Source organism: Actinomadura sp. NPDC048032, assembly GCF_040653175.1.
Taxonomy (GTDB): domain Bacteria; phylum Actinomycetota; class Actinomycetes; order Streptosporangiales; family Streptosporangiaceae; genus Spirillospora; species Spirillospora verrucosospora.
In genome coordinates this window covers 1-17412 of sequence record NZ_JBEZJP010000005.1, presented here as the reverse complement: position 1 = coordinate 17412, position 17412 = coordinate 1, and the positions used below count along the sequence as shown (strand labels likewise).

The following is a 17412-nucleotide window of genomic DNA, read 5'->3' as shown; positions in this document are numbered from 1 at the left end:
CTCACCCCTGGGGAAGGGGGATTCCGACCGCTTCGAGGTCGCGCGCCTCGGGGCTGTCAGGGTCGAGGGCACGGGCCGCGGTGATGATCACACGGGCGTTCTCCGGTGTGATGACCTCCAGATCCACGGTGTTCCAGGGGGTCTTCCGCGGTCCCGCCGTGCATCCGGGCACCAGCGCGGTGCACGCCTGCGCGATCTCGTCGATCTGGCTCAGCACGCAGGAGAAGGTGACGCTCACCGCCGGAGGGGCCGGCGGGGCGCCGGTCGGGACGAGCAGGACGTCCTGGAACCTCCACCGGCGAAGGTGCGTGACCTGGCCGGGGATCGTGAACAGGTCGATGAAACCGAACCCGCGCACCCAGAAGTCCGCGGACGCGGCCAGGTCCGACGTCGGCACGTTGACGAACATCGGCATGCCGTAGATACCCCGGTAGATCTCGGGAGGCGTCGCGTCAGGCCCGGGCGGAGGAACGGGGCTGACCTCGAACGCTTCGAAGTAGTCGCTCATGCGTTCAGCGTGGAGCCTGACGCAACGTCAGGGTCAAGCCCGGACAGGACGCCTCGGAATGGGGCATCGCGCTGGGAGCGTTGTAAAGGAAATGACTACGGTGGAGGAGCGGTCGACCGCGGACCGCGTCGGCACGCTGGAGCCCATGGCGTCGCCGACCGGCGTCCGGGCGGGCCTGGCCGAGCCGCCCGCCACCCGCACCCTCGTCGCCTGTGCGGGCTGATCATGATCAAGGTGCGCTCCTTCAGGGAGACCGACCGCGCGGAGCTGCGCAGGCTGTTCCGGCGCGCGGGTGAAGCGTCCCCGAGCGCCGGCCGGTGGGGCCACGAGGATTCCGAAGCGGCCATCTACCTGGACCCGTACATGGACCTGGCACCGGACTCGCTCTTCGTCGCCGTGCTCGACGGAGCCCTCGTCGGTTACCTGACGGGGTGCCTCGACAGCGCGAAGTTCCCCAGTGAGAGCGAGCGCGTCGGTCGGGCCATCCGGAAGTATCGACTGGTCTTCCGTCCCAGGACCGCCCCCTTCTTCGCGCGTGCGGCCTTCGACGCGGCGTCGGTCGCGCTGCGGCGGGAGCCCACCGCGTGGGGGTTCCGCGACCCCCGCAGGCCCGCGCACCTGCACATCAACCTCGCACCGGAGGCACGGGGCACCGGTGCCGCCGACGCGCTGCTGAACCGCTGGTTCGACCGGCTCCGGGAGACCGGCTCGCCCGGCTGCCACTTGCAGACCCTGGTCGAGAACACCCGCGCCGTACGGTTCTTCCGGCGCATGGGCTTCGTCGAACACGGCCCGACCCCGCTCGTCCCCGGCTTCCGGTACGACGGCAGGCGGATGCACCAGCAGACGATGATCTGGCCCCCTCGACCAGACGGGCCCTGAGGCGATCGCCCCGCGATGAGTTTTCCGTTCGGCCCTGGTCGTACTTGGTGACCCCAAGAGAGCGGAGGCATGGGATGAGCGAGACCACCCGGATCACCCAGCTCGCCACGGTCGGAATCCGCGTCACCGACCAGCAGAAGGCGACCGAGTTCTACGTCGATGAGCTCGGTTTCGAAATACGGCGGGACGTGCCCTTCGGGCCCGGTCGCTGGATCGAGGTGGCACCACCGGGAGCGACGACGACCATCGCGCTCGTTCCAGGAGAGATTCCGGCCGGTATCCGCCTGACGACCACGGACGCCGACGCCGACCACACGGCCCTGCGCGCACGAGGCGTCGACGTGGATGCGGAGGTCATGCGAATGGGACCGGGAGTGCCGCCGATGTTCTCCGTCCGCGACCCGGACGGCAACAGCCTCATTCTCATCCAGGACTCCTGAACGAACGGTGACGGCGATGGACAAGCAGTTCACTGCGCATATGCAGAAGAGCCCGAGCAAAGGCGGCTGGACCTATGTCGTATGGCCCGAGTCGGCCGAGTTCTTCGGCACCCGTGGACGGGTGAGCGTACGGGGCACGATCGATGGCCATCCGTTCCAGAGTTCGTTCATGGCCCTGGGGGACGGCACCCACAAACTGCCGGTGAAGGCGGACGTGCGCAAGGCGATCGGCAAGCAGGAAGGAGACACCGTGACCGTCCGTCTCCAGGAGTGGTCGAAACCCTAGGCGGTACGGCCGGCGGCCGGTACGCGGCCCCGCCCCCTCCGCCACCGCGCCGGAGGGGGCGGGATATAACGACAGCATGGACTTCAAGTTGGAGCTGGTCGCGGTGCCCGTTTCGGACGTGGACCGCGCGCTGGCCTTCTATACCGACAAGGCCGGGTTCGTCCTGGACCACGACCACCGGGTGAGCGACGAGATCCGGTTCGTTCAGCTGACGCCGCCGGGGTCGGCGTGCTCGATCGCCTTCGGCGAGGGGGTCGTCGAGACGGCGCCCGGCTCCCTCCAGGGCCTGCAACTGGTGGTCTCGGACGCCGACGCCGCCCGAGCGGAGCTTGCCGGACGGGGTGTCGAGGTCAGCGAGGTGCAGGAGTTCCCCTAGGGCCGTTTCGTCTTCTTCGAGGACCCGGACGGCAACGGCTGGAGCGTCCAGCAACTCGTGGCACGAAGCTAGAGCCGCCGAGCCCGGCTCGCGCCGGAACCGTCGGGCGGGTGCGGACGCCCGGCGTCCGGCGGATACTTCGATCATGGTTGTGCTGGAGACGGAGCGGCTCGTCATGCGGCCGCTGACGGGTGACGACTTCGCCGATTACGCCGCGATGCTCGCCGATCCGCAGGTCGCGGGAAGGCTGGCGGAGAGCGTCGGCACTTCGCCTGCTGATGCTTGGCGGAGTCTCGCCTTGTTCATCGGGCACCGGGAGATGCGCGGTTACTCGCACTGGGCGCTGGTGGAGAAGGCCACGGGCCGGTTCGTCGGGCGCGCCGGGCCCTGGCAGCCGCACGGGTTCCCGGGGCTGGGCGTCGGCTGGTGCCTGGCGCGAGAGCACTGGGGGAAGGGGTACGCCACGGAGGCGGCCCGCGCTTCTGTGGATTACTGCTTCAGGGAGCTGGAGGCAGAGGAAGTGGTCTCCGTCATTCTGCCGGGCAACTCCCCCTCGATCGCCGTCGCAGAGCGGATCGGTCACCACTACCTGCGCGATATCCAGTACCGCGGCCAGACCGTCCACGTCTACGGCCAGCGTCCGAGTTCGACCTGAGATATTGCTTTGCGGGTGAGAGGGGCGCCTGCCTAGGCTCCGGCGGGTGGGACGCACCGTCATCGTGGGCGACGTTCACGGCTGCTTCGACGAGCTGATCGATCTGCTGGAGAAGGTGGAACTTCAGCCGGACGACCTCCTCGTCAGCGTGGGCGATCTGGTCGACCGGGGTCCGGCGCCCGGGAAGGTCGTCGGGTTCTTCCGCGATCGTCCGAACTCGGTCGTGGTCATGGGCAACCACGAGCGCAAGCACGTGCGCGGGATCTTCTCCTACGCGCAGGAGATCACGCGCCTGCAACTGGGCGACGAGTACGCCGAGACGGTCGAGTGGATGCGGACGCTCCCGTACTTCTTCGAGAGCGGGGACGTCCGGGTCGTGCATGCGGCGCTGGTCCCCGGTGCGCCTCTCGCCGTCCAGCGGGAGGAGATCCTCTGCGGTTCGACCAGCGGCGAACGGGAACTCGCCGCGCTGTTCCCGGACGGCCACTGGCACGACCGCTACACCGACGACAAGCCGGTCGTGTTCGGGCACCACGTCACCGGCCGGGAGCCGTTGATCCGCGACGGGAGGGTCTTCGGGCTCGACACCGGCGCCTGCCACGGCTGGAACCTCACCGCGTTGTGCGTTCCGGGGTTCACGGTCCACTCGGTGGCTGCACGCGCCGATCACTGGTCGGCCGTCAAGCGGGAGTGGCAGTTGCCGGTCCTGAAGGCCAAGCCGTGGCGTGACTTCGCCTGGTCGGAGCTGAGCGAGAAGGCGGCCCGGTTCTCCGGCACGTCCGATGCGGCGTCGCGGGAATGGCTCCGGGCGGTCGAGGAGTGGGCCGCTCGGCTGCGCGCCCTGGCTCCCGTTCTGGTCGATGCGGCGCACCGCGTCTCCATGGAGCTCACCCCGGACGAGATGCGGCGGCATCCGGTTGCGCCGGTGCTGTTCCAGGCCCGCGGCGGGCGGCTCGACCAGACCGCGTTGGCCAGGCGGTGCGCGACACCGCGCAGGACGCTGGAGGTGGCGGCCGCCCTGGGAGTCGTCGCTCCCGACCTGCCCGGCTGAAGCGTCGCTGCGTGGTAGCGTTGCGATCGCATAGACGACGTGTCGGCTACGGGACGAGAAACGGGAGGTGAGGTTGATGAGCGCCGCGAAGGCCGCTGCCGTGTGCAGCGCCCGCCGGACCATCCTCACGTCCCGGGCCCTGGTCTGACCTGACGTCCACAACCCCCTCGAAGCCCTAGCGGTTTTCGGGCGGTTGCGCTCTGTGCCGATCGGGGCCCTCGTTCAAGGGTCTTCACGTTGTCTCATTCTTTCTCCACCCAGCCGCGCCCTCTGGCGCGGTACGGCTGGGACGATGCGTACGAGCACGCCTTCACGCCTCATCACGCCGCCGGGCTGGTCCCGGCCCGGATCGTGCGGGCCGAACGCGGCCTGTGCGAGGCGGTCACCGATGCGGGGATCGTCCGTGCGGAGATCCCCGCCGCCCGGCAGGGTGATCCGCTCGCTGCGCCGTGCACCGGCGACTGGGCGGCGCTCCGTCCCGCGACCGCCGACCATGCCGCGATGCTGCACGAAGTTCTGGAGCGGCGCACCGCCCTGGTGCGTTCCAGCGCGTCGCGCACCTCGCACGGGCAGGTCCTCGCCGCCAACGTCGACACGGTCGCGGTGACCGTGTCTTTGGCCGCCCCGCTCAAACACGACCGCACCGAGCGGATGCTCGCCCTGGCCTGGGAGAGCGGCGCGCAGCCGGTCGTGGTGCTCACCAAGGCCGACGCGGGCGCCGACCCGGTCTCGGCCCAGGCCGAGGTGTCAGCGGTGGCGCCCGGCGTGGACGTGCTGGTCACCAGCGCCGCGACCGGGGAGGGCGTGGACGTCCTGACCGCCGTCCTGACCGGCACGGTCGTGCTGCTCGGCCCCTCGGGGGCGGGCAAGTCCACTCTGGGCAACGCCCTGCTGGGCGAGCCCCTTCTGGCCACCGGCGCCGTACGCGCCACGGACGGCAAGGGCCGGCACACCACCGCGTGGAGGGAACTGCTGCCGCTGCCCGGCGGCGGCGTCCTGCTGGACACCCCGGGCCTGCGCTCGATCGGCCTGCACGATGCCCAGGACGGGCTGGAGCAGACCTTCGCCGATATCCAGCGGCTCGCTGAGGACTGCCGGTTCACCGACTGCGCGCACATGAGCGAGCCGGGCTGCGCGGTCCTGGCGGCCGTGGAGGCCGGGACGGTGCCGGAGCGGCGGCTGGAGAGCTATCACCGGCTCCTGCGGGAGAACGCCTACGCCGCCTCGCGCACCGACGCGCGGCTGCGGGCCGACCGCGAGGCCGCCAGGAAGAACATCACGCAGCACCTGCGCGCCACCTACCGCTTCAGGGAGCGCCAGCAGTGACCTCCATCGAGAACAGGACCGCCATGCCCGCCTGGATCACCCGCTCCGAGACCGCCGAAGACGTGCCCGCCATCCGCGAGATCGTCCTGGCCGCCTTCCCCACCGCCGAGGAGGCCCGCATCGTCGACACCCTGCGCGCCGACCCCGAGGCGTGGATCGACGGCCTGTCCATGATCAGCACGACCCCCGACGGCACCCCGGCCGGGTACGCGCTGCTGACCCGCTGCCACGTCGACGGCGAGCCCGCGCTCGCCCTGGCTCCGTGCGCCGTACTGCCGTCGTTCCAGCGGACCGGCGCCGGCTCGGCCGCCATCCGCGCCGGTCTGGACGCCGCGCGGGCCATGGGAGAGAACCTCGTCCTGGTCCTCGGCCACGCCGGCTACTACCCGCGGTTCGGCTTCGTCCCGGCCTCCCGCTTCGGCGTCCGCGCGCCCTTCGAGGTCCCGGACGAGGCCATGATGGCCCTGGCCCTGGACGACGCCCGCCCGGTCCCGACCGGCACCATCCACTACCCCGCCGCATTCGGAGTCTGACCCCACCCGGTGGTGCCCCACCCCTCGGGGCACCACCGCCCCGGGCGGGGCGTTCCGCGGGCGGTGGGGTCAGATTCCGAGGCCGCGGCCGATGATCTCTTTCATGATCTCGGTGGTGCCGCCGAAGATGGTCTGGATGCGGACGTCCTGGTAGGCCTTGGCGATCGGGTACTCGGTCATGTAGCCGTAGCCGCCGTGCAGCTGGACGCAGCGGTCCACGACCCGCTTGAGCAGCTCGGTGTTCCACCACTTGAGCATCGCGGCCTCGTCGGGGGTCAGCTCGCCCCGGCCCTCCTTGACGATGCACTCGTCGGTGAAGGACCGCGAGACGGTCAGCTCGGTCTTCATCTCGGCGAGCGTGAACCGGTTGTGCTGGAACTTGCCGATGGGACGGCCGAACGCCTCGCGGGTCTTGCAGTACTCCAGGGTCTGCTCGAAGGCGGTCTCGGCGGCGGCCTGCGCGGTGGCGCCGATGGACAGCCGCTCGCGGGCGAGGTTCTGCATGAGGTAGATGAAGCCCATGCCCTCCTCGCCGAGGAGGTTCTCCTTCGGGACGCGGACGTTGTCGAAGAACAGCTCGGCGGTGTCCTGGGCGTGCATGCCGACCTTGTCGAGGTTGCGGCCGCGCTCGAAGCCCTCCATGCCGCGCTCGACGGCGAGGAGGCTGACGCCCTTGGCCCCGGCGGACGGGTCGGTCTTGGCGACGACGATGACGAGGTCGGCGAGGATGCCGTTGGAGATGAACGTCTTCGAGCCGTTGAGGACGTAGTGGTCGCCGTCCTTCAGCGCCGTGGTCCTGATGCCCTGGAGGTCGGACCCGGCGGCGGGCTCGGTCATCGCGATCGCGGTGATGATCTCTCCGGAGCAGTAGCCGGGGAACCAGCGCCTCTGCTGCTCGGGGCTGCACAGCTGCCGCAGGTAGCCGCCGTTGATGTCGTTGTGGACGGCGAAGCCGGGCCCGTGCACGCCGGCCTTCGCCAGCTCCTCGTTGAAGATCACGTAGTAGCGGTAGTCGGGGTCGCCGCCGCCGCCGAACTCCTCCGGCATGTCGATGCCGAGCAGGCCCGCGCGCCCGGCCGCCAGCCAGACCTCGCGCGAGACGATCCCGTCCTTCTCCCACTGCTCGTGGTGGGGCGCGATCTCCTTGGCGATGAAGGAGCGCACCATGTCGCGGAAGGCCTCGTGCTCCTCGGTGTAGATGTCGCGTCCCATCCGCCGGTCTCCCTACTGAGTGCGTGCCGACAAGTAAGTGCGTGCTGATACACGATTAATGTAACACTGGTGCTGTCACATACAGGGAGGCGGCATGGAGCTGACCGTCGACGAGCTGGCCTCGCGCGCCGGGGTCACCGTCCGGACCGTGCGGTTCTACGCCGGGCGCGGCCTGCTGCCCCCGCCGAGGCTGCGCGGCAGGACGGGCCTCTACGGCGCCGACCACCTCGCGCGGCTCGAACTCGTCCGGGAGCTCCAGTCGCTCGGGCTCACGCTCGCCTCGATCGAGAAGCACCTCCAGCGGATCCCGCTGGACGCGCCGGCCGAGGACCTCGCCCTCCAGCGCGCCCTGCTGTCCCCCTGGGCGCCCGAGCGCCCGGAGGACCTCGACCGGCACGAGCTGGACCGTCGCGCCGGACGCCACCTCGACGACGAGACGATCGCACGCCTGGAGGCCCTCGGCGTCGTCGAGCGGCTCCCCGACGGCCCGGCGGGCGAGGTGCGGGTCGTCAGCCCCGCGCTGCTCGGCGTCAGCGCCGAACTGGCCGCGCTCCCGCTGCCGCTGGACACGCTGGTCGCCTCGTACGAGGCCGTGGACCGGCACACGACCGCGCTGGCCGACGAGCTCCAGCAGGTCTTCCGGGACACCGTCGTCCGCCCCTACCGGGCGGGCGGCCGGGAACCGCGGGAGCGCGAGCGGCTCATGGAGATGGCCGGGAAGCTCAAGCCGCTGATGATCCAGTCGCTGGTCACGTCGTTCCAGCGGGCGGTCGACCGGGCGCTCCGCCGGTCGGTGCCCGACTAGGCCGGGCGGTCGGCGGCTAGGAGTTCTTCCATTCCTGGCCCTCGTACTCGACCAGGCGCGGGTGGACGAGGGTGTTGACGTCCACGTCGCGGGTCCGGCGGTCCTTGGGGAACACCGCCGCCGCCTGGAGCACCGGCCCGTCGAGGAAGCGCAGGCCGGGGACGTCCCGGGGCAGCTCCAGCGCGGGGGGACGCTTCCCGGGGGACGCCAGGACGAACCCCCAGTCGCCGAAGCTCGGCACGTCCACGTGGTAGGGGGTGGTCGCGAGGCCGGCGGCGGCGACGGACTTCTGGATGCTCCAGAACGACTTGGGCGCGAAGTAGGGCGACCCGGACTGCACGACGATCCGCCCGCCGGGCGCCAGGGCCCGCTTCACCATCCCGTAGAACTCGACCGAGTACAGCTTGGCGGTGGACACGTCGTCGGGGTCGGGCATGTCCACGATGACCGCGTCGAACTGCCGGTCCAGGCCGCGCAGCCAGGAGAACGCGTCCGCGTTGACGGTCTGGGCGCGCGGGTCCTCGAAGGAGCGGCGGTTGAGGGACTCCAGCGGTCCGTACGTCCGGGCCAGGTGGATCATCTCGGGGTCCAGCTCGACCAGCGTCGCGCTCTGGACGTCCCGGTAGCGCAGCACCTCGCGCAGCGCGAGGCCGTCCCCGCCGCCGAGGATCAGCACCCGCCCGTGCGGGCCCGACATCAGCGGATGGACGAGCGACTCGTGGTAGCGGTACTCGTCCAGCGAGGAGAACTGGAGGTCGCCGTTCAGGAAGAGCCGCAGGTCCGAGGGGCCGACCCCGGCCCGCCGGGTGATGACGATCTCCTGGTAGGGGGTGCGCTTCGCCACCGCGATCGGGGCGTCGTACAGCGCCTGCCGCGCCGACACCTCGAACCCGTCCGCGAGCGTGTACGTCACGCCGAGGGCGGCGAGGACGGCCACCATGCCGGCGGCGAGCGCGATCCGGGCGGCGCGTCCGACCTCGCGGCGGAACAGCCACATCACCACGGCCATCCCGGCGACGGCGTTCACCACGCCGACGAGCAGCGCGCCCTTGATGTGCCCGAACGTGGGCAGCAGCAGGAACGGGAACGCCAGGCCGCCGATCAGCGCGCCGACGTAGTCGGCCGCGAACAGGTCGGCCACCGCCGACCCGGCGTCCTGCCTGCGGATCCGCTGGAGCAGCGTCATCAGCAGCGGGATCTCAGCGCCGATCAGCGCCCCGACCGCGAACGCCACCACCACCAGCGCCGGGACGTACAGGTCGAGCCAGGCGAACGCCGCGTACAGCACGAGGACCGACACGCCGCCGATCAGCGCGAGCACGCCCTCCACGACCGCGAACGCCACCACGGCGCGGCCCTGCAGCGGCTTGGCGGCCAGCGAGCCGACGCCCATCGCGAACACCATCACCGACAGGACGATCGACGCCTGCGTGACGGAGTTCCCGACGAGGTAGCTGCCGAGCGCGACCAGGGCCAGCTCGTACACCAGGCCGCACGCCGCGCACGCGAACACGGCCGCGAGGACCAGCGCCCGCGCCGCCCGCGCCGGGACGCGCAGTCTCCCCGGGCCGTCCCCCTCGGGACGGGACGGCTCCGGGGAGGGGTCGCCGGACGGCCGGACGGCCTGGTCCAGATCGCGGGACGTCAGGAGACCGCCCCGGCCACGATCGCCGCGACCCCGAGGTCGGCGGCGGCGACGACCCAGCCCGCCGGGTGGATCGCGCCGGCCGTCCCGCCCCCGTCCACGAGCGTCGCGCCGAGCTTGCCGGGGGTGAGCACGTCCAGCAGGAAGAACGCGACGATCATCAGCACGATGCCGATCCCGCCGAACACGGCGGTGTCCACCAGCCCCTCGGAAAGGTCGCTGTCGCTGGTGACGATCGCGGTGGTGACGATCAAGGAGACGCCGAGGAGCTTGGCGGCCAGCAGGAGCGCGGCGCCGCGGTTGCCCTCGGTCCAGATCTGCTTGCCGAGCTTGCCGGGCGTCGTCACCTCCACGACCAGGTAGCCGAGCGCCATCAGGGCGATGCCGACCGCGCCGTAGGCGAAGGTCGCGCCGATCTCGTGAAGGATGTCGTCGTTCATGTGTCGCTCCTCATCTGCCCGACCGCGTCATTTGCCCGACCCGGGTCCGCCGCCGCGGAAGGACGCGGCGCCCCTGCTCGTCCATCCGTTGCTGCCCGGACTGCTCCAGCGCCCGCTCACGTGCGAGTAGTGGCGGCTGTAGCCGCCGCGCGGGTTGTCGACCGTGATCCGGCTGCCCGTCCCGTTCGGCAGGACGCCGACGACGAGCTTCGGGTAGCGCATGAAGATGCCGCCGTTGGCGCCCATGGTGGCCAGGTCGTCCACCCGGTCGATCGGCTTGAACTTGCGGCCGATCTCCGAGGCGACCGTCTGGGGGGCCTTCGGCGACCGGTAGGTGTCGTATCCGACCTTGGTGTACTTGTCGGCGATCCAGGACGACTGCGACTTCCCGCAGCCGCCGAGCGCCGTGGCGGTCAGGGCGGCGGCGGCCACCGCGCCCGCCACCCGGTATCTGCTGTTCATGAGGGTCTCACCAGCCGGCTCCGCGTCATCACGATCTCCCGGGTCTGCGGGTAGGCGTGCCAGGTGCGCCATCCGAGCGCTGCCTCCTGCCCCGCCGTGTCCTCCAAGGCAAGGACGGTGACGGCGTGCGGGGATCCGGGGAAGGCCCCGGTCAGCGCGTCACCGCGGTCCGCGAGCCGGGCGCACACGGCCTCGACGGCGCGGGCGAACGCCGTCCCGTCGCTGTGCGCCGCGGTCGTCGCGGCGAAGTCGTACGCCCAGCCGGGCACGCTCGCCGCCGCGTGGCCGGGCAGCGGGTCGGCGCGTCCGGGCAGGCACGCCACCGTCTCGCTCAGCGGCCCGGCGATGACCTGGTGGGACGCGCCGAGCAGTCGCAGCTCCACGGTCAGGCCCGCGCGCTCCACCGGCAGGACGGCGAGCGCGTCCATCGGCGGCAGGCCGAGCGCGAACGAGAGCCCGTCGGCGCGGGCGTCCGCGTAGGGGGTGTCGAGGGTGGCCTGCAAGGTCAGCTACCGCCCGGGTAGATCGTCATCGATCCCGCCGGGACGCGCTCGCCGAGGCCCGCCTCCCACTGGCCGCCCCCGTACTGCTCGAACGACAGGTACCTGCCGCGCGGGCCCTCGTAGTCGACGTACTCGACGCGGCCCTGCACGCCGACGCCCGTCGTGCCCTCGCTGGTGTAGTCGGCGGTGCCGTGCTCGTCGCGCCGGTACTCGACGCCGTCCACGACGATGCTCTTCTCCCCCGGCCGCAGGTCGCCGATCTCGTACTCGTTCCACCAGACGACTTCGAGGTCGGGGTCCTCCTCGACGGAGATCCACACCTTGGCGCCCTCGATCGTGTCGGCGTCCAGGAGGTGCTCGCTCCAGGTGAAGCCGCCCTCCTTCAGCCGCAGCGAGCCGCGGACGAAGTAGCGGGTGCCGAGGTACTCCACCATGTCGCCGGCCTTGAGCGTGCGCGGGTCGCCGGCCACCTGGTCCTCGGCGGCGAACGGGTCGCGCGGGACGGCCGGGGCGGGCGCCGGCGCCGGAGCGCCCGAGCGGCGCCGCAGCAGGACGACGATGAGCACGACCAAGGCGATCAAGATCAGTGCCAGCAGGACCACTATCGCCGCTTTGCCCACGGCACCTCCATCGTTTCGTCCGTTCAAGGGGGACAGACCTGCGGATCCTACCGACTGTGGCCTGTCCGGCCCATACCGCGATCAGACGTATCAAAAGGAGATGCGGTTTCGCCCGGCAACTCCCGAATCACCGCGCGGGACGCCCGGACCGGAACCGGCCGAGGCCGAGGGCGGGCGCGGCGGGTCAGAGGCGGGCGACGGCGGCGGCGACGCGGGCGTCGGTGGCGGTGAAGGCGATGCGGACGTGCCGGGCGCCGCCGGGGCCGTAGAACTCGCCGGGACCGACCAGGATGCCGAGGGACGCCAGGTGGGCGACGGTGTCCCAGCAGGGCTCGTCCCGCGTGGCCCACAGGTACAGGGACGCCTCGGAGTGCTCGATGCGGAAGCCGTGCCGCTCGAACGCCTCGCGCAGCGCGGCGCGGCGGCGCGCGTACCGGGCCCGCTGCTCGTCGACGTGGGCGTCGTCGCCGTAGGCCACGGTCATCGCGGCCTGCACCGGAGCCGGGACGATCATGCCGGCGTGCTTGCGGACCTCCAGCAGCCGCTTCACCAGCGCGAGGTCGCCGGTGAGGAACCCGGCGCGGTAGCCCGCCATGTTGGAGCGCTTGGACAGCGAGTTCAGCGCGAGCAGCCCCTCGTGGGAGCCCTCGCAGACGTCCGGGTGCAGGATCGAGATCGGCGGGTTGTCCCCGTCCCAGCCGAACTCCAGGTAGCACTCGTCGCTGACGACGACCGCGCCGCGGCCGCGCGCCCACGCCACGACCTTGCGCAGGTGCTCGGCGGGCAGCACCTTGCCGGTCGGGTTGGACGGCGAGTTCACCCACACGATCTTCGGGGAGACCGGGCCGAGCGCGAGCGTGCCGTCGGTCGCGACGGGGTCGGCCCCGGCGAGCCGGACCCCCACGTCGTAGGTCGGGTAGGCCAGCGCGGGGAAGACGACCTTGTCGCCGGGGCCGGCGCCGAGCAGCGTCGGCAGCCAGGCGACGAGCTCCTTGGTGCCGATGACGGGGAGCACGGCGTCGGGGTCGGCGGCCGTCACGCCGGCGCGGCGCCGCAGCCATCCCGCGACCGCCTCGCGCAGCTCCGGGGTCCCGTAGGTCTGCGGGTAGCCGGGCGCGTCGGACGCGGCGGCGAGGGCCTGGCGGACGAACTCGGGCGTGGGGTCCACGGGCGTTCCGACAGAAAGGTCGACGATGCCGTCCGCGTGCGCCAGCGCCCGCTCCTTGTACGGCGCGAGCCGATCCCACGGAAAGTCCGGCAGCGTGAACAACGCCCATACCTCCTTGGAGAAACCCGCCGGGCCGCGGTCGTCCCCGACCACGGCCCGGTTCCCGGCGAAGGCGGGCCCCGGAACGCTCCCGTGCGGAGCGCTCCAGACCCGCCCGAGATCAGTCGTCCTGGCTCTGCGGGGGCAGCGCGGCGACGATCGGGTGGTCCTTGTCGATCTTCCCGACCTTGGACGCGCCGCCGGGCGAGCCGAGGTCGTCGAAGAACTCCACGTTGACCTTGTAGAAGTCCTTCCACTGCTCGGGGACGTCGTCCTCGTAGTAGATGGCTTCGACAGGGCAGACCGGCTCGCACGCACCGCAGTCGACGCACTCGTCCGGGTGGATGTAGAGCTGACGCTTCCCCTCGTAGATGCAGTCGACCGGGCACTCCTCGATGCATGCCTTGTCGAGCAGGTCCACGCAGGGCTGCGCAATGACGTAGGTCACGTCAGTGACTCCTCTCGGATTTCCGGCCCCGCCGCACGTCACGGCTCACCGCAAGCTCGCTGTGAATAGTATGGCCACCCCGCCGCCGTCGATTCGACATGGGGGTCCCTACATGTCCGGCCGCTTCGCCGCACGCCTGGTGGTGGCCATCAATGGCGCCGACGTGGGCCAGCGGATCTCGCTGCGCCGCCGTCTGCCTACGGGAGAGTACAGCGACGTCGTGGGCGTACTCGAATCATGGTCCGGAGGGACGCTCGCGGTGCGCCGCCGCGACGGCGAGCTCGTCGAGGTGCCGGAGGCGACCATGGTCGCGGCGAAGGTCGTCCCGCCGCAGCCCCCGCCCCGGCGGCGCCCCCGCCGCGAGGAGCCCGGCGAGGGCTAGCGCCCGCGCCGAAGATCGTCGGCGTGTCGCCGGGACGCCTCGTCCCGGGAGGTTCCGGGCGCCCGTCCACCGATCGGTGGACAACGGGTTCAACCGGTCGAGGCTGTCGGCGCCACCATGCCCGCGACCAGCATTGACGGCATGACGGAAGTTGCTGAGCGGGCGAGCGGGAATCCGGTGACCGGGCCGGAGGAGGTCGTGCGGCTGGAGGCCGTGCGCAAGGTGTACGGCGGTTCCAGGCGCGGTGTGGCGGCCCTGGACGGGGTGACGCTCCGGCTGGCCCGGAAGTCGTTCACCGCCGTGATGGGCCCGTCGGGGTCGGGCAAGAGCACGCTGCTGCACTGCGCGGCGGGGCTGGAGCGGCCGACGTCGGGAGCGGTGCGGCTGGCCGGGGCGGACCTGACGGCGATGGGCGAACGGGCGCTGACCCGGTTGCGTCGCGAGCGGATCGGGTTCGTGTTCCAGGCGTTCAACCTGCTGCCCGAGTTGACGGTGGTGGACAACGTGACGCTGCCGCTGCGGCTGGCCGGCCGCAGGCCCGGCCGGGGCACGGTGGAGGAGGTGCTGGAGCGGGTCGGGCTCGGCGACCGGCGCCGGCACCGTCCCGCGGAGCTGTCGGGTGGCCAGCAGCAGCGGGTGGCGATCGCCCGGGCGCTGATCACGGACCCGGCGGTGATCTTCGGGGACGAGCCGACCGGCGCGCTGGACACCGGGAACGCCAGGGCGGTGCTGGAACTGCTGCGCGAGGTCGTCCGCGAGGCGGGGCGGACGGTGGTGATGGTGACCCACGATCCGGTGGCCGCCGCGTACGCCGACCGGGTGGTGTTCCTGTCCGACGGCCGGATCGCGGGCGCGCTGAACCGGCCGACGCCCGAGCGGGTCGCCGAGTGGATGGCCCGGCTGCGGAGCGAGCCCGCGGCGGCGGGCGCCGAGGACGGCGGGGCCGAGACCGTGCGGGAGCTGTGGTGATCGGGATCGCGCTGCGCACGCTGCGCTTCCACCGGGGCGGGTTCGTCGCCTCGTTCGTCGGGATGTTCCTGGGCGCGGCGATCGTGATCGGCTGCGGCGGGCTGCTGGAGTCGGGGATCCACCGGGCGGCGCCGCCGCTGCGGATGGACGCCGCGCCGATCGTGGTGAGCGGCGACCAGCGCTACCACGGCACGGCCAAGGACGAGGTGTTCGCCGAGCGGGTTCCGCTGGACGCGGGGCTCGCGGGCGAACTGGCCGCGGTGCCGGGCGTGGCCGGCGTGGCGGCGGACGTGTCGTTCCCCGTCACGCTGACGCGCGACGGCCGCCGGCTGACCGGGCACGGCTGGTCGTCGACCCGGCTGGCCCCGTACAGGCTGGTGGAAGGCTCGGCGCCGTCCGGCAAGGGACGGATCGTGCTGTCCGACCGGCTCGGGGTGCGGGTCGGCGAGACGGTCGAGGCGCTGGTGCGCGGCCGTGCCGAGCGGTACCGGGTGTCCGGGCTCGTCGGCGGCGCCGGGAACGGCGCCTTCCTGCCGGACGCCGAGGCCGGGCAGGCCGCCGGCCGTCCGGGCGAGGTCGACTCGATCGGGCTGTTCACCGCCCCCGGAGCCGACGTCGCGAAGGTGCGGCGGGACGTCGAGAGGGCGGTGGACGGCCGCCAGGCGTCGGTCCTGACCGGCGACGAGCGGGGCCTGGCCGAGAACCCGGACGTCATGTCCGAGGGCGAGGACCTGATCCCGCTGGCCGCGGCGTTCGGCGGCCTGTCGGCCATGGTGACGGTGTTCGTGGTGGCCGCCACGCTCGGGCTGTCGATCCGGCGGCGGCGGCCGCAGACGGCGCTGCTGCGGGCGGTCGGCGCCACTCCGGGCCAGATCCGCCGCCTGATCGTCGGCGAGACGATGCTGCTGGCGGTGGTCGCCACGGGGCTGGCCTGCCTGCCCGGCCCGCACGTCGGGCGGTGGCTGCTCGCCGCGTTCGCCGAGGCCGGGGTGGTGCCGGACACGCTCGCCTACCGCGCCGGGATCGTCCCGGTCGTCGCCGGTGCCTGCACCGCGCTGCTCACCGCGCTCGGCGCCGCCGTCGTCGCCGCCCACGGCGCGGCCCGCACCCGGCCTGTCGAGGCGCTCGCCGAGGCGTCCCGGGAGACGCGCCGGTTCAGCCGGGTCCGCCTCGCGCTGGGGCTGGCGTTCCTCGCCGGCGGCGCCGCGCTCGCCTGGGGCACCGCCGGCTCGGACGGCCCCGACGCGGCCGGAGTCGCCACCCCCGCCGCCATGGTGTGGACGGCCGGGTTCGCGCTGCTGGGCCCCGTCCTGGCCGCGGCCGTCACGGCGGCGCTGCGCCGGCCGCTGCGCGCCGCGACCGGCTGCGCCGGGTACCTGGCCACCGAGAACGCCCGGGCCGGGACCTCGCGGCTGACCGGCGCGATCCTGCCGGTCATGCTGGCTACCGGGCTGGCGCTCGCGCTGACCTACATGCAGACCACCCAGACCGAAGGGGCGCGCGCGGTGTTCCAGGAGAACCTCCGCGCCGACCTGGCGGTCACCTCCCCGGCGGGCGGCCTGCCACTGGACACCGTCGACTGGATCGCCCGGCGGCCCGGCGTCGCGGCCGCCTCGGCCCAGGTGACCAGCACCGGCTACATCGAGCCCGCCGAACTGGCGGGGCCGCTGGTCCACAAGGGCGACGCGGGCGAGGGCGCCCCGCAGCCTCCGGCGATGGCGCTGCTGGGGGTCACCGCCGCCGGCGTGACCCGGACGACCGCGTACCGCGCCACCGGCGGTAGCCTCGACGCCCTCGCCGGCGCGTCCGTCGCGCTGCCGGAGCGCTTCGCCGCCCCCTACCGGATCGGCGACACGGTCCCGATGCGGCTGGGCGACGGCAGCCGGGCCGCCCTCAGGCTCGTGGCCACCGTCCGCACGCGGCCCGGATACGAGACCGCGCTGCTGCCCGCCGCGACCCTCCTGCCGCACACCGGCGGCGGGCTCGTCCCGCAGATCATGGTGTCCGTCCGGCCGGGCGCCGACCGCGACCGGCTCGCCCGCACGCTCGCCCAGGGGCGCCCCGGCCTCCGCGTGGTCGACCGGGCGGCGCTGTCCGCGCTGCGCGCCGAGCAGGATCGCACGCAGGCGTGGATGTCCTGGCTGGTGCTGGCCGTGGTCGTCGGCTACGCCGCGATCGCGCTGGTCAACGCCCAGATCCTCGCCGTCGGCGAGCGGCGCCGCCAGTTCCGGCTGCTGCGCCTGGTCGGCGCGGCCCGCCGGCAGGTCCTGCGGATGATGGCGGTGGAGGCCGTCCTGGTCACCGCGGCCGGGCTCGCCGCGGGGGCGCTCGTCGCCGCGGCGACGCTGATCCCGCTGAGCCTGAGCGTCCTGGACGCGCCCGTCCCGCACGGCTCCCCGTGGATCCTCGCCACGGTGATCGCCGCCGCGCTCGCCCTGACCCTGGCCGCCACGCTCCTGCCGACCCTGTCGCTGCTGCGCGCCCGTCCAGGCGGCGCCGTCGCGGGCGGCCGCGGCCCCCACCAGGCCGTGCGGGTCGAGGATGTACTTGCGCGCCGCGCCCCGGTCGAACTCGGCGTAGCCCTGCGGCGCCTGCTCGAGCG

Annotated in this window: 22 protein-coding genes; 13 read left to right on the top strand and 9 right to left on the bottom strand. The window is 72.6% G+C overall.

The genetic code is table 11. The annotated features are described in order from the left end of the window. Position 1 precedes the first annotated feature (1 nt). Complete coding sequence (locus AB0C69_RS01630) at positions 2–508, bottom strand: VOC family protein (protein WP_360348371.1); 507 nt, start codon at positions 506–508, stop codon at positions 2–4. Between the two features lie 91 nt (positions 509–599). On the opposite strand from AB0C69_RS01630, the gene AB0C69_RS01625 reads away from it, so the two are divergent. From AB0C69_RS01625 to AB0C69_RS01585, 9 genes are all read left to right on the top strand, one after another. Continuing rightward, positions 600–731 carry a hypothetical protein gene (locus AB0C69_RS01625; protein ID WP_360348368.1) on the top strand — a complete coding sequence of 44 codons (132 nt, stop codon included), beginning with the start codon at positions 600–602 and terminating at the stop codon, positions 729–731. A gap of 2 nt (positions 732–733) precedes the next feature. Further along, entirely contained in the window at positions 734–1390 is a 657-nt protein-coding gene (locus tag AB0C69_RS01620) for a GNAT family N-acetyltransferase (protein WP_360348365.1), read from the top strand. 74 nt (positions 1391–1464) lie between these two features. Next, positions 1465–1830 (top strand): VOC family protein, encoded by a 366-nt coding sequence (locus tag AB0C69_RS01615; RefSeq protein ID WP_360348362.1) that lies wholly within the window; start codon positions 1465–1467, stop codon positions 1828–1830. A 16-nt stretch (positions 1831–1846) separates the two neighbouring features. Then, positions 1847–2116: a DUF1905 domain-containing protein gene (locus tag AB0C69_RS01610; RefSeq protein ID WP_345179913.1), complete on the top strand. Its 270-nt coding sequence runs from the start codon at positions 1847–1849 to the stop codon at positions 2114–2116. A 76-nt stretch (positions 2117–2192) separates the two neighbouring features. Continuing rightward, the gene (locus AB0C69_RS01605) at positions 2193–2492 is read left to right on the top strand and encodes a VOC family protein (RefSeq protein ID WP_360348359.1); all 300 of its coding nucleotides are present in this window, start codon (positions 2193–2195) and stop codon (positions 2490–2492) included. Positions 2493–2637: 145 nt separating this feature from the next. Further along, positions 2638–3147, top strand: coding sequence for a GNAT family N-acetyltransferase (locus AB0C69_RS01600; RefSeq protein WP_360348356.1), 510 nt, complete (start codon positions 2638–2640; stop codon positions 3145–3147). 46 nt (positions 3148–3193) lie between these two features. Further along, complete coding sequence (locus AB0C69_RS01595) at positions 3194–4198, top strand: metallophosphoesterase family protein (protein ID WP_360348353.1); 1005 nt, start codon at positions 3194–3196, stop codon at positions 4196–4198. 237 nt (positions 4199–4435) lie between these two features. Beyond that, positions 4436–5524 (top strand): ribosome small subunit-dependent GTPase A, encoded by a 1089-nt coding sequence (gene rsgA, locus AB0C69_RS01590; RefSeq protein WP_360348350.1) that lies wholly within the window; start codon positions 4436–4438, stop codon positions 5522–5524. A gap of 23 nt (positions 5525–5547) precedes the next feature. Then, positions 5548–6057, top strand: a complete 510-nt coding sequence (locus AB0C69_RS01585) for an N-acetyltransferase (protein WP_360348479.1) — start codon at positions 5548–5550, stop codon at positions 6055–6057. A 69-nt stretch (positions 6058–6126) separates the two neighbouring features. On the opposite strand, the gene AB0C69_RS01580 is transcribed toward AB0C69_RS01585, so the two are convergent. Beyond that, the gene (locus AB0C69_RS01580; RefSeq protein ID WP_353832438.1) at positions 6127–7269 is read right to left on the bottom strand and encodes an acyl-CoA dehydrogenase family protein; all 1143 of its coding nucleotides are present in this window, start codon (positions 7267–7269) and stop codon (positions 6127–6129) included. 94 nt (positions 7270–7363) lie between these two features. On the opposite strand from AB0C69_RS01580, the gene AB0C69_RS01575 reads away from it, so the two are divergent. After that, positions 7364–8074 (top strand): MerR family transcriptional regulator, encoded by a 711-nt coding sequence (locus AB0C69_RS01575; protein WP_360348347.1) that lies wholly within the window; start codon positions 7364–7366, stop codon positions 8072–8074. A 16-nt stretch (positions 8075–8090) separates the two neighbouring features. Here AB0C69_RS01575 and AB0C69_RS01570 read toward each other — a convergent pair whose 3' ends face one another. From AB0C69_RS01570 to fdxA, 7 genes are all read right to left on the bottom strand, one after another. Continuing rightward, positions 8091–9632: a polyamine aminopropyltransferase gene (locus tag AB0C69_RS01570; RefSeq protein ID WP_360348476.1), complete on the bottom strand. Its 1542-nt coding sequence runs from the start codon at positions 9630–9632 to the stop codon at positions 8091–8093. Positions 9633–9718: 86 nt separating this feature from the next. After that, the gene (locus AB0C69_RS01565; RefSeq protein WP_345179896.1) at positions 9719–10159 is read right to left on the bottom strand and encodes a DUF350 domain-containing protein; all 441 of its coding nucleotides are present in this window, start codon (positions 10157–10159) and stop codon (positions 9719–9721) included. Positions 10160–10186: 27 nt separating this feature from the next. Continuing rightward, the gene (locus AB0C69_RS01560; RefSeq protein ID WP_345179895.1) at positions 10187–10621 is read right to left on the bottom strand and encodes a DUF4247 domain-containing protein; all 435 of its coding nucleotides are present in this window, start codon (positions 10619–10621) and stop codon (positions 10187–10189) included. Next, positions 10618–11124 carry a DUF2617 family protein gene (locus AB0C69_RS01555; protein WP_345179892.1) on the bottom strand — a complete coding sequence of 169 codons (507 nt, stop codon included), beginning with the start codon at positions 11122–11124 and terminating at the stop codon, positions 10618–10620. Before AB0C69_RS01555 ends, AB0C69_RS01560 begins: the two co-directional genes overlap by 4 nt. Positions 11125–11126: 2 nt before the next feature. After that, on the bottom strand, positions 11127–11744 hold the full coding sequence (locus AB0C69_RS01550; protein ID WP_360348343.1) for a DUF4178 domain-containing protein: 618 nt from the start codon (positions 11742–11744) through the stop codon (positions 11127–11129). Positions 11745–11928: 184 nt separating this feature from the next. Next, positions 11929–13014 (bottom strand): succinyldiaminopimelate transaminase, encoded by a 1086-nt coding sequence (gene dapC, locus AB0C69_RS01545; RefSeq protein WP_360348340.1) that lies wholly within the window; start codon positions 13012–13014, stop codon positions 11929–11931. A gap of 118 nt (positions 13015–13132) precedes the next feature. Beyond that, positions 13133–13459, bottom strand: coding sequence for a ferredoxin (fdxA, locus tag AB0C69_RS01540; protein ID WP_131759039.1), 327 nt, complete (start codon positions 13457–13459; stop codon positions 13133–13135). A gap of 112 nt (positions 13460–13571) precedes the next feature. Here fdxA and AB0C69_RS01535 point away from each other — a divergent pair, with 112 nt between their 5' ends. From AB0C69_RS01535 to AB0C69_RS01525, 3 genes are all read left to right on the top strand, one after another. Then, on the top strand, positions 13572–13841 hold the full coding sequence (locus tag AB0C69_RS01535) for a hypothetical protein (RefSeq protein ID WP_360348336.1): 270 nt from the start codon (positions 13572–13574) through the stop codon (positions 13839–13841). A gap of 141 nt (positions 13842–13982) precedes the next feature. Beyond that, a complete protein-coding gene (locus AB0C69_RS01530) occupies positions 13983–14810 on the top strand; it encodes an ABC transporter ATP-binding protein (protein ID WP_360348333.1) in 828 nt (275 codons plus the stop codon). Next, positions 14807–17412: FtsX-like permease family protein (locus AB0C69_RS01525; RefSeq protein WP_360348330.1), on the top strand; the 2606-nt coding region annotated here is incomplete at its 3' end. The genes AB0C69_RS01530 and AB0C69_RS01525, both read left to right, overlap by 4 nt.

Bases quoted from the DNA above. Each gene is read 5' to 3' on its own strand.
- AB0C69_RS01630 (WP_360348371.1), bottom strand. From the start codon at position 508: ATGAGCGACTACTTCGAAGCGTTCGAGGTCAGCCCCGTTCCTCCGCCC.
- AB0C69_RS01625 (WP_360348368.1), top strand. From the start codon at position 600: ATGACTACGGTGGAGGAGCGGTCGACCGCGGACCGCGTCGGCACGCTG.
- AB0C69_RS01620 (WP_360348365.1), top strand. From the start codon at position 734: ATGATCAAGGTGCGCTCCTTCAGGGAGACCGACCGCGCGGAGCTGCGC.
- AB0C69_RS01615 (WP_360348362.1), top strand. From the start codon at position 1,465: ATGAGCGAGACCACCCGGATCACCCAGCTCGCCACGGTCGGAATCCGC.
- AB0C69_RS01610 (WP_345179913.1), top strand. From the start codon at position 1,847: ATGGACAAGCAGTTCACTGCGCATATGCAGAAGAGCCCGAGCAAAGGC.
- AB0C69_RS01605 (WP_360348359.1), top strand. From the start codon at position 2,193: ATGGACTTCAAGTTGGAGCTGGTCGCGGTGCCCGTTTCGGACGTGGAC.
- AB0C69_RS01600 (WP_360348356.1), top strand. From the start codon at position 2,638: ATGGTTGTGCTGGAGACGGAGCGGCTCGTCATGCGGCCGCTGACGGGT.
- AB0C69_RS01585 (WP_360348479.1), top strand. From the start codon at position 5,548: ATGCCCGCCTGGATCACCCGCTCCGAGACCGCCGAAGACGTGCCCGCC.
- AB0C69_RS01580 (WP_353832438.1), bottom strand. From the start codon at position 7,269: ATGGGACGCGACATCTACACCGAGGAGCACGAGGCCTTCCGCGACATG.
- AB0C69_RS01575 (WP_360348347.1), top strand. From the start codon at position 7,364: ATGGAGCTGACCGTCGACGAGCTGGCCTCGCGCGCCGGGGTCACCGTC.
- AB0C69_RS01565 (WP_345179896.1), bottom strand. From the start codon at position 10,159: ATGAACGACGACATCCTTCACGAGATCGGCGCGACCTTCGCCTACGGC.
- AB0C69_RS01560 (WP_345179895.1), bottom strand. From the start codon at position 10,621: ATGAACAGCAGATACCGGGTGGCGGGCGCGGTGGCCGCCGCCGCCCTG.
- AB0C69_RS01535 (WP_360348336.1), top strand. From the start codon at position 13,572: ATGTCCGGCCGCTTCGCCGCACGCCTGGTGGTGGCCATCAATGGCGCC.
- AB0C69_RS01530 (WP_360348333.1), top strand. From the start codon at position 13,983: ATGACGGAAGTTGCTGAGCGGGCGAGCGGGAATCCGGTGACCGGGCCG.